This is a genomic window from Martelella mediterranea (assembly GCF_004342225.1).
Lineage (GTDB): Bacteria > Pseudomonadota > Alphaproteobacteria > Rhizobiales > Rhizobiaceae > Martelella > Martelella mediterranea_B.
Window position 1 is genome coordinate 1 of sequence record NZ_SMAR01000065.1, and the last position, 8,830, is coordinate 8,830.

An 8,830-nucleotide genomic window follows, 5' to 3' on the forward strand; every position below is an offset into this window, starting at 1 on the left:
TGGCGTGCGGATCGGCGTCGTTTTCGGACATTGAGGGCCTCGAAATGGGCTTTTTCTTTATAATGAGTATTATGAACGATAATACAACATTATCAATCATTATAAGGAAAAGACAAGCCGTGCGCTTTTTGTCGATTTCACTGGCATTAACTGCACTTATCGGATAGTCTCAACGACATGGATTCGTACGCCGCAACACCCGCCGGAACCGTCACGACCGCCGCGCCCCTGCCGGGCTGGGCCCGCCCGCGCGGGCGCGCTACCACCGAAGCCGATGCTGCCTTCTCCGCCGCTATTGCCCTGAAATCTCTGGATGATCTCGCTCGTTCCGAACCGCCTTGGGCCGGCTGCTGGCGCGAACGGCAGGCGCTCAAATGCGCCGCTGCCGCCGTGCGTCTGTCCGGCCGCAACGAAGACGAACACGCGTTGCGTGACGCGCTTTTGCTCACCGTCGCCAGCGATGATCCGGGCCCCGCCGGACAGATGTTTGCGGCCTACAAAAGGCTCGCCGCCCGAAAACCCGGTTTTGCTGTAAAGCAGGTCGAAGACCACGCTAATCGGCTGGGGCTTGCCTTTGACAACCATCTTGCCACAATCCCGGCGCTGGCGGATACGGCGATCCGGTCCGGCCGGGCTGTTCCGTTCGTCGTGGCGGAACTTGTCGCTTCAATTCTCGCCATCCGCCCGGATGCCGAGCCGCTGGCCTGGGCGATGGCCGACATGATGATTGCAGCCCAGCTCAAATGGGACCGGCCCGTGCCGCTGTTGATGGCGGAGCGCTACGGCCCGGCGTTTCGCACCATCGGGGGCAGGGGACGCGTGCGCCCGGGCGAACCGGTTTTTGCCCGCGCCATCTGTCTCGCCATCGCCGACGGGGCCGGGGCCGCACTGGGCGCGGCCAATGCGATTGCGCGCCGCGCCGACACGCTTATGGCTGTATCGCCGAAGATCCGGACAAAGGGCGCGGGCCCTGTCATCCAGAAACTGCTGGACGCAGACGCCATGCCAGCGTCAGCCCCCGGCAGCAACCTCTCCCGCTGGGCCGCGACCCGCCTGTTTGAACGGCTTGAAAGTTTCGGGGCCGTGCGCGAACTGTCGGGCCGGTCGTCGTTCCGGATTTATGGGTTGTGATGATGGCTGCAGCAGCAGATAACAGACCGTCCCGCCGCAAGAATGCCAATACCGCAGCCGGACGAGACGGCGCGAACGCCGAAGATGACCATCTGTTTGATCGGGAGCTGGATCAGTTGCCGCCCGCGTTGCGCTGGCGCGAATGGATGCTCAGGGTCGAGGCGGTGATCTTTGCTGCCGCCGAACCGGTTACCCGCGAAACACTGGCCCGCGTGGTTGGCAAAGACTGCAGCATCGATCTTCTGATCGACGATCTTCGCGAAGAACTCACCGGTCGACCCTACGAGATCGTCCCGGTCGCCGGCGGCTGGCAGCACCGAAGCCGTTCGGCTTACGCCGATGCGATAAAAGCTTCGAATGCTCCGACACGCGGCGCGGCAACGACGTTGTCCGAATTCGAATCCACGGTGCTGGCGGCCATCGGCTACTTCCAGCCCATTACCCGCGCGGAACTGTCAAAAATCTTCGGCAAGGAGGTCAGTCGCGACACAATCGGTTCGCTCCGCAACGCCGGCTTCATCGCCTCCGGCCCCCGCAGCCCGACACCCGGCGCGCCCTACACCTACGTCACGACCAAACACTTTCTTTCAGCCTTCGGCATGGAAACGCTCCGCGATCTGCCGGATATCGAGGCGCTGGAGGATGCTGGGTTGCTGAGTAGGGCCGCCGTGCAGGAGGAGGCGATGGCGGCTGCGGTGGAGGGTGAAGAGGAATGAGGCTGTTGCTACGGGCGGATTCAGGCGAGGCCTTTATCCTTCAGAGTAATTGCCATTTCGAACCTGCCTTCAGTTGAGGTGGCCTGAAACTGCGTGGCCATCAGCGAGACATGGGCTTCGAGCGGCGGCCGGAGCACGAACGCGCGGGCCTCCCGGGAAAAGTCGAGCAGATCTAGCACATCTTCTGCACCGAGAACTTCGGGCGATGCAGGGCAATGAACGCATATCTCACTTGGCATCACTGGGACAAAGCCGTTTTATGTCGCGCTCCTCGGTGATGCGGGCTAACTCATTGTTCAGCTGTCGCCCGCATTCATCGATTGAGCGGAAGACACCCGATCAGGCTTACTTCAACGCGCTATCCGCAATATCAGCGGCAGCGGAACGACGCCGGAAACCACTTGAGAACGACCATCTGTCTGTTCAAACACAACGAGACACGATCTTGCTGGAAACGGCATAGACTAAAGCCGCCTGCGCCTTCGTAAGTGCGCCATCGAGAACGGCGATGGCCATCTCCTCTCGACGCAGCGGGGTCAGTCGGGCATTCTTGTGAATGTTCATTCGGAGCCTCAGGTGAGTTCTGAAGTGTGGTAACTCCAGTCTCCTCGGTCTGCTCCGAATGGACAACCTCCTGAAAGCGCACAAGTTAGAGCGGTTCTGTGATGCCAGTGAAGGCGTAAGACGGGCGGGGCGCTATGCAGATGCCTTCTCAGGCGCAATGATTTACAATCTTGCCGCTGTCCTTGTTGCCGTCGCGCTTCTTTTTCTCATCGCGCACCATGGAGGCGGCACGCAGCAGAGCGGCGAGGAACCCGCGGCTCGCATTCGTTGGAAGGTCTCGGGATGAACTCACGGATCACCGGCAACAATAGGCCGATGCTATTTCCCGCCAAGCTGCTGCGACAGATTATTTGCGGCGATCCCGATCGTCTTTCCCATATCCGATACGACCTCGATGCTTGCCTCGGTGCGCATGAGACTGGTTGCAATGCCGGCAATTATTTGACCCGTGTGGTCCCGCACGGCTGAGCCGATACAGATCATGCCCTCGGACACCTGTCCGTCGTCGATGGAAAACCCGCGTTCACGTGTCGCAGCCAGCTCGACCATGAGCTGTTCGAGATTTTTCGCGCTTCTTGATGTCATTGCCGCCGGAAATTCGGAGTCGAACAGGTGCCGTAAACGCGCTTCAGACATTTCTGACAATAGTATTTTTCCCGTTGCGGTGAACGGCGCCGGCAAGCGCATTCCAATCCTGAAAGTTTGCCCCAATGGCTGGTCGGAGTTGCGACAGCCGATATAGACGACGTCTCTGTGATCGAGGACTGTCAGTGTCATCGTGTAGTGTCTGAATGCCGTGTCTTGCGCGAAATATTCGTTGAATATCGACACGATGTCCATTTTTGACAGAAAACCGTTTGCCCACCGCATCGTGTGCGGGCCTATACGATACGTTCCATCCGAATTCCTGACAATAAGGGCGAGTTCCATCATTACGGTGAGCAGACCGTGCACCGTGCTCTTCGGAAGTTTAAGCGAGCGGGTGATCTCGGCCGCGGACATGGGAGCGTCAACATTGGCAATCAGATCAAGGATCAGGACCGTGCGGCGCAAGGCCGGAACAGACGCGACCTGATTGCCCGCCTCGGCATTGCGAGCCTCCGTCTGAATTTCACTTGACTTTGACAAAACCATCACCCCATTATTCAATATAAAGATCTAGGTTCAATATATTGAACTTTATGGGGGGAGAAGGAAATGGTCAAGCTTAAAAATCCGGATTTGTTGCGGGACCGTTGCCTTGTCGACGGGAAATGGATTTCTGCAGGCAATGCAAAAGTGATTGAAGTTGAGAACCCGGCCACGGGTGACGTCATTGCGACCGTTCCCTCTCTGGCAGCAACGGACGTGGAACAGGCGGTCGCAGCCGCGAATACGGCGTTCGCCACATGGAGCAAGAAAAGCGCAAAAGACAGAGCGGCGATCCTTCGTCGCTGGTTCGAGCTTATGGTCGAAAATGCCGATGACCTTGCCGCTTTGATGACCACCGAGCAAGGCAAGCCGCTTGCTGAAGCAAGAGGCGAGGCGCTCTACGCTGCATCCTTCGTGGAGTGGTTTTCAGAAGAAGCAAAGCGCGTTTACGGCGACACGATACCGGCGCCAACCACTGACAAGCGCATCATCATCATGAAGCAGCCAATCGGCGTTTGCGCAGCAATCACGCCCTGGAACTTTCCGGCAGCGATGATAACGCGCAAAGCCGCACCGGCACTGGCAGCTGGTTGCACGATGGTGGTTAAGCCCGCCGAGCAGACGCCTTTGACGGCACTTGCGTTGGGCGTGCTGGCCGAACAGGCCGGTATTCCGGCGGGTGTCTTTCAGGTGGTGACCGGCGATGCCAGGGACGTTGGCGGTGTGCTGACGGCGAGCGATACCGTCAGAAAGCTTTCTTTCACCGGTTCAACCGAGGTTGGTCGTATATTGATGGCGCAATCGGCGCCGACGATCAAAAAACTGTCGCTGGAATTGGGCGGCAACGCACCTTTCATCGTCTTTGATGATGCCGATCTTGATGCCGCAGTTGAGGGCGCGATCGCTTCAAAATACCGCAATGCTGGCCAGACATGTGTCTGTTCCAACCGACTTTACGTTCAGGCCGGTGCTTATGATGCCTTTGTCGAAAAGCTGGCAGCCAAGGTTCGTGACCTGTCGGTTGGCGCTGGCACGCAGAACGACGTTTTGATTGGCCCGCTCATTGATGCGGATGCGGTTGCCAAGGTGGAGGAGCACATCACGGACGCAGTCGAAAAGGGGGCCAAGGTCGTTGTCGGCGGTCAGCGCCACAGCCTTGGAGGAACGTTCTTTGAGCCAACCGTGCTGACAGGCGTCACCCAGGCCATGAAGGTTGCGCGCGAAGAAACCTTTGGGCCGGTCGCGCCGGTTTTCCGCTTCGATACAGAAGATCAGGTTGTGGCTATGGCCAATGATACCGAGTTTGGTCTTGCCGCCTATTTTTACACCGAAGATGTACGCCGGACATGGCGTGTGGTCGAAGCCCTCGAATACGGAATGGTGGGTCACAATACCGGCATGATTTCCAACGAGGTTGCGCCTTTTGGTGGGGTTAAACAGTCGGGCCTCGGGCGTGAGGGGTCCCACTACGGCATCGATGAATACCTGGAGGTTAAATATTTTTGCTCGGCGATTGCGTAAGCGAGCCGGCATTTAGAGAGGAGTAGCAATGACAATCAATCCATTTGAATTCCGTACCGTTCCATCCATGGAGGTGGCGTGGGGCGGAGCAAAGCGGCTCGGCGACATTATCAAATCCCGGTTTTCGGTGCAAAAAGCGCTTCTGGTGACCGATGCGGGCCTTATCAAGGCCGGTCTGATCGCACCGATTTCGGAAAGCCTGAAGGCCGCCGGTATTCAGGTAACCGTGTTCGACAAGGTGGTTGCCGATCCCCCGGAGCATGTTGTGTATGGTTGCGTTGAAGAAGCACAGCAGGCTGGCGTAGACATTGTTATCGGTCTGGGCGGCGGCTCTTCGCTCGATATTGCCAAGCTTGTGTCGGTGCTGCTTGTATCGCAACAGCCGCTGGCGGAGATGTATGGCATCGGCAATGTGCAAGGTGGACGTTTGCCGCTGGTTCTCGTGCCGACAACTGCCGGAACAGGCTCCGAAGTCACCAATATCTCGATCATCACGACCGGTGAAACCACCAAGATGGGGGTTGTATCGCCGCAGCTCTATGCCGATTTTGTGCTGCTTGATGCCGAAACCACGGTGGGGCTGCCGCAGATTCATACAGCAGCCACCGGCATTGATGCCATGGTGCACGCGATCGAGGCCTATACCAGCAAATTCAAGAAGAACCCGCTTTCCGACGCATTGGCCCGTGAAGCATTGCGTTTGCTTGGTACAAACCTTATTGCCGCCTGCAGTGACGGCACAAACCGTGCGGCGCGCGAGGGCATGCTTCTTGGGGCAACACTTGCGGGGCAGGCTTTTGCCAATTCGCCCGTTGCTGCGGTTCATGCTCTGGCCTATCCGCTCGGTGGCCATTACCACATTCCGCACGGCCTCTCCAACGCGCTGATGCTGGGTCCGGTGCTGCGCTTCAACGCCAAGGCAGCAGCGCCGCTCTATGCGGAACTTGCTGACGTTCTTGGTGTAAAGGGGAGCCGCGATGTTAATGCTCGCGCCGACGCATTCGTTGCTCACATGCAGACATTGATGGATGACAGTGGTGCGCCGCGCCGCCTTCGCGATGTCGACGTCACCGACAACAGTCTTGCCATGCTGGCATCAGACGCCATGAAGCAGACCCGTCTGCTCGTCAACAATCCAGTTGAAGTAACAGAGGAAGACGCGCTTGCGCTTTATCGCGAAGCGTTTTGATGGTCATCGACTGCAACCGTTTCAAATTCTAGGGAGGAATATCCATGACTGACATTAGACTTTATATGCTTCAATCGGGCACTTTGAAATGTAAAGTGCACAACATCAAAATGAATCAGGGTGACGGCGCCGACTATGAAATTCCGGTTCCGTTTTTTCTGATCACCCATCCCAATGGCCATACGATTATCGATGGCGGCAATGCCGTTGAAGTCGCAACAGATCCGCGCGGTTACTGGGGCGGAATCTGCGACGTTTACTGGCCGGTCCTGGATAAGGACCAGGGGTGCGTCGATCAGGTCAAGGCGCTCGGTATTGATCCGGCAGATGTGAAATATGTCTTGCAGTCGCACCTTCACCTTGATCACACAGGTGCCATTGGACGGTTCCCCAATGCCACGCACATCGTTCAGCGGTCGGAATATGAATATGCCTTCACGCCTGACTGGTTTGCCGGTGGTGGCTACATCCGAAAGGATTTTGACCGTCCGGGACTGAAATGGCAGTTCCTGAATGGAACGCAGGACGACTTCTACGACATTTACGGCGATGGCACCCTGACAACCATCTTTACACCGGGACACGCGCCAGGACATCAGTCGTTCCTCGTCCGTTTGACCAACAGCAAGCCGCTTCTTCTTACGATCGATGCAGCCTACACCCTTGACCACTGGGACGAAAAAGCGCTTCCCGGGTTCCTAGCCTCTGCGGTTGACTCTGTTCGTTCGGTACAGAAGCTTCATGCCGTTGCCGAGAAAACCGGAGCAGAGGTCGTTACGGGCCACGATCCTGACGCATGGCCGAAATTCAAGGTCGCACCGGACTACTACAGCTGACCTGGACGGAAGCCGGCACGGTCGCGCCCCTTTTACCAAGAATGTGCGTAGCTCTGTAAATTCGGAGTGGCAACGGACTGGTAGAGGTGGCGCAGTCGGCCCGAAGCTACAATTTTAGCCAACTGGACACCTTCTGTAATCAGGCAATACAGCTCTCATTTTTTTGTCTTCGTCTGCGGGCATCACGCGGTTCCGTCGCAAACTTTCTGTTCATCTGATGGCGTCATAGCTTCCTGCTGATTTCCGAATTACAGATTGAGCGTTGCGTGTATGATCAGTTTCAAAGGCAGCCATTGCCCGAAAGACGTGATTTTATACGCGGTGTTTTTCTATGTTCGATATGCAGTTTCGTATCGCGATCTGGAGGAGATTATGGCTGAGCGCGGCGTCAACGTCGATCATGCAACACTGAATAGATGGGTTGTGAAATACTCGCCTCTGATCGCGCGTGAAGCACACCGTCGGAAATCAACGACCAACAGCTCGTGGCGAATGGATGAGACGTATGGCAAGGTCAAAGGTAAGTGGACTTATCTCCCCTGTTTAGTCTTCCCGAGCCACTTCAGTGTGTCCGTCATCGAATGATTATGGACGGAATGGGGTCTGGCTATCAGGAGGATCTGGCGCGTCTGATTTGTTGATTTAAGCTGCGTTTGCGTGGTGTTGCAAGCGTCGGTTCAAAATGGTCTGTTCCTTGATCCTTTTTCGCTGTTTCAGGATTTCGTCTCCTCTGCCGAAATAGACATCAGCTGGCGTGAGATTGCCGAGGCTCTTTGTTCCGTCTCAACGCCCTTGAGACGGAACAAACCGGTCTCGCCTGCAGCAGTATTCTCAGGTCTGTCGAAGCCGGGTTCCGATCAGGCTTTTTCAGTCAGTGTAGAACTCAGCATGCGCCAGTCGGCGGGAAGCTTGCGGCGTTTTCCGGTCACCTCAACCCGCGCCTTCAGCCTGATGTCGCCGCTGGAAGCACCGATCATCAGCGTGAAGAAGCCGGGTTCCACCACGCGGTAGCCTTCATAGCCGGTGAAGTTCAGTATGTCGGTCGGCACCTCGAAGGTGACGCGGGCGCTTGTCCCGGGCTTCAGGGCGATCTTGCCGAAAGCCTTCAGTTCCTTGACCGGACGCACCAGCGTGGCGATCTCGTCGCGGACATAGAGCTGGGGGACGGCAATGCCATCGCGTTCGCCGGTGTTTTTGACCGTGAACGACAACCGGACGGTGCCCTTCTCGATATCGACAGCCTCACTCTCGAGCGCCACGTCGGAATAGTCGAACGTGGTGTAGGAAAGACCGTGGCCGAAGGGATAGCGGCTGCCGAAGTGGCGGGCGATCGGCGTGCCGGAGCTCTTGAAGCTGTGATTGTAGAAATAGGGCACCGCGCCGACATTGTGCGGGATCGACAGCGTCAGGCGTCCGGAGGGTTCCACCGCACCGGTCAGCACGCTGGCAAGTGCAGTGCCGCCTTCCTGACCGGAGAAGAAGGTCATCACCTGGGCGGCAATCCTGTCTTCCGCACCGCCGAGATTATAGGGACGGCCGGACGATATGACGACGATCACCGGCTTGCCGGTCTCGATCACGGCATCGAGCAGCTTTTGCTGCACGCCGGGCAGCTCCAGCGTATCGGCGTCCGACCCCTCGCCAACTGTGCCGGTCTGGAAGATGCCGGACAGGTCGCCGACACAGACGATGGCGACATCGGCGTTCTTCGCGGCTTCCACGGCGCTCGGGATCATGTCGAG

At 57.5% G+C, this 8,830-nt stretch carries 9 protein-coding genes and 3 pseudogenes; 7 read left to right on the forward strand and 5 right to left on the reverse strand.

Going from position 1 to position 8,830, the window contains the following annotated elements:
* Positions 1 to 177: 177 nt before the first annotated feature.
* A complete protein-coding gene (locus tag EDC90_RS19920; RefSeq protein ID WP_132314273.1) occupies positions 178 to 1,131 on the forward strand; it encodes a DUF1403 family protein in 954 nt (317 codons plus the stop codon).
* Positions 1,132 to 1,133: 2 nt separating this feature from the next.
* On the forward strand, positions 1,134 to 1,847 hold the full coding sequence (scpB, locus tag EDC90_RS19925) for an SMC-Scp complex subunit ScpB (RefSeq protein WP_132314274.1): 714 nt from the start codon (positions 1,134 to 1,136) through the stop codon (positions 1,845 to 1,847).
* Positions 1,848 to 1,867: 20 nt separating this feature from the next.
* On the opposite strand, the gene EDC90_RS21005 is transcribed toward scpB, so the two are convergent.
* The 3 genes and pseudogenes from EDC90_RS21005 to EDC90_RS19930 form a co-directional block, all read right to left on the reverse strand.
* Complete coding sequence (locus EDC90_RS21005; protein ID WP_207903974.1) at positions 1,868 to 2,026, reverse strand: hypothetical protein; 159 nt, start codon at positions 2,024 to 2,026, stop codon at positions 1,868 to 1,870.
* Positions 2,023 to 2,153: pseudogene (locus EDC90_RS21365) on the reverse strand (IS3 family transposase); the annotation flags it as partial. The gene EDC90_RS21005 and the pseudogene EDC90_RS21365, both read right to left, overlap by 4 nt.
* A 120-nt stretch (positions 2,154 to 2,273) precedes the next feature.
* A pseudogene (locus tag EDC90_RS19930) lies at positions 2,274 to 2,411 on the reverse strand (IS481 family transposase); the annotation flags it as partial.
* 58 nt (positions 2,412 to 2,469) lie between these two features.
* Here EDC90_RS19930 and EDC90_RS21130 point away from each other — a divergent pair.
* Positions 2,470 to 2,697: a hypothetical protein gene (locus EDC90_RS21130; RefSeq protein ID WP_132314275.1), complete on the forward strand. Its 228-nt coding sequence runs from the start codon at positions 2,470 to 2,472 to the stop codon at positions 2,695 to 2,697.
* A 32-nt stretch (positions 2,698 to 2,729) separates the two neighbouring features.
* Here the strand turns inward: EDC90_RS21130 and EDC90_RS19940 are convergent, their stop codons facing one another.
* Entirely contained in the window at positions 2,730 to 3,545 is an 816-nt protein-coding gene (locus EDC90_RS19940) for an IclR family transcriptional regulator (RefSeq protein ID WP_132314276.1), read from the reverse strand.
* Between the two features lie 63 nt (positions 3,546 to 3,608).
* On the opposite strand from EDC90_RS19940, the gene EDC90_RS19945 reads away from it, so the two are divergent.
* The 4 genes and pseudogenes from EDC90_RS19945 to EDC90_RS19960 form a co-directional block, all read left to right on the forward strand.
* Entirely contained in the window at positions 3,609 to 5,063 is a 1,455-nt protein-coding gene (locus EDC90_RS19945; protein ID WP_132314277.1) for an NAD-dependent succinate-semialdehyde dehydrogenase, read from the forward strand.
* 28 nt (positions 5,064 to 5,091) lie between these two features.
* Positions 5,092 to 6,252: an iron-containing alcohol dehydrogenase gene (locus EDC90_RS19950; RefSeq protein WP_132314278.1), complete on the forward strand. Its 1,161-nt coding sequence runs from the start codon at positions 5,092 to 5,094 to the stop codon at positions 6,250 to 6,252.
* A gap of 44 nt (positions 6,253 to 6,296) precedes the next feature.
* A complete protein-coding gene (gene attM / locus EDC90_RS19955) occupies positions 6,297 to 7,088 on the forward strand; it encodes an AttM family quorum-quenching N-acyl homoserine lactonase (protein WP_165972916.1) in 792 nt (263 codons plus the stop codon).
* 270 nt (positions 7,089 to 7,358) lie between these two features.
* A pseudogene (locus tag EDC90_RS19960) lies at positions 7,359 to 7,625 on the forward strand (IS6 family transposase); the annotation flags it as partial.
* Positions 7,626 to 7,945: 320 nt separating this feature from the next.
* On the opposite strand, the gene EDC90_RS19965 reads toward EDC90_RS19960, so the two are convergent.
* Positions 7,946 to 8,830: glycoside hydrolase family 3 C-terminal domain-containing protein (locus tag EDC90_RS19965; protein ID WP_207903975.1), on the reverse strand; the 885-nt coding region annotated here is incomplete at its 5' end.

Bases quoted from the DNA above. Each gene is read 5' to 3' on its own strand.
- scpB (WP_132314274.1), top strand. From the start codon at position 1,134: ATGGCTGCAGCAGCAGATAACAGACCGTCCCGCCGCAAGAATGCCAAT.
- EDC90_RS19945 (WP_132314277.1), top strand. From the start codon at position 3,609: ATGGTCAAGCTTAAAAATCCGGATTTGTTGCGGGACCGTTGCCTTGTC.
- EDC90_RS19940 (WP_132314276.1), bottom strand. From the start codon at position 3,545: ATGGTTTTGTCAAAGTCAAGTGAAATTCAGACGGAGGCTCGCAATGCC.
- EDC90_RS19920 (WP_132314273.1), top strand. From the start codon at position 178: ATGGATTCGTACGCCGCAACACCCGCCGGAACCGTCACGACCGCCGCG.
- EDC90_RS19950 (WP_132314278.1), top strand. From the start codon at position 5,092: ATGACAATCAATCCATTTGAATTCCGTACCGTTCCATCCATGGAGGTG.
- attM (WP_165972916.1), top strand. From the start codon at position 6,297: ATGACTGACATTAGACTTTATATGCTTCAATCGGGCACTTTGAAATGT.
- EDC90_RS21130 (WP_132314275.1), top strand. From the start codon at position 2,470: ATGGACAACCTCCTGAAAGCGCACAAGTTAGAGCGGTTCTGTGATGCC.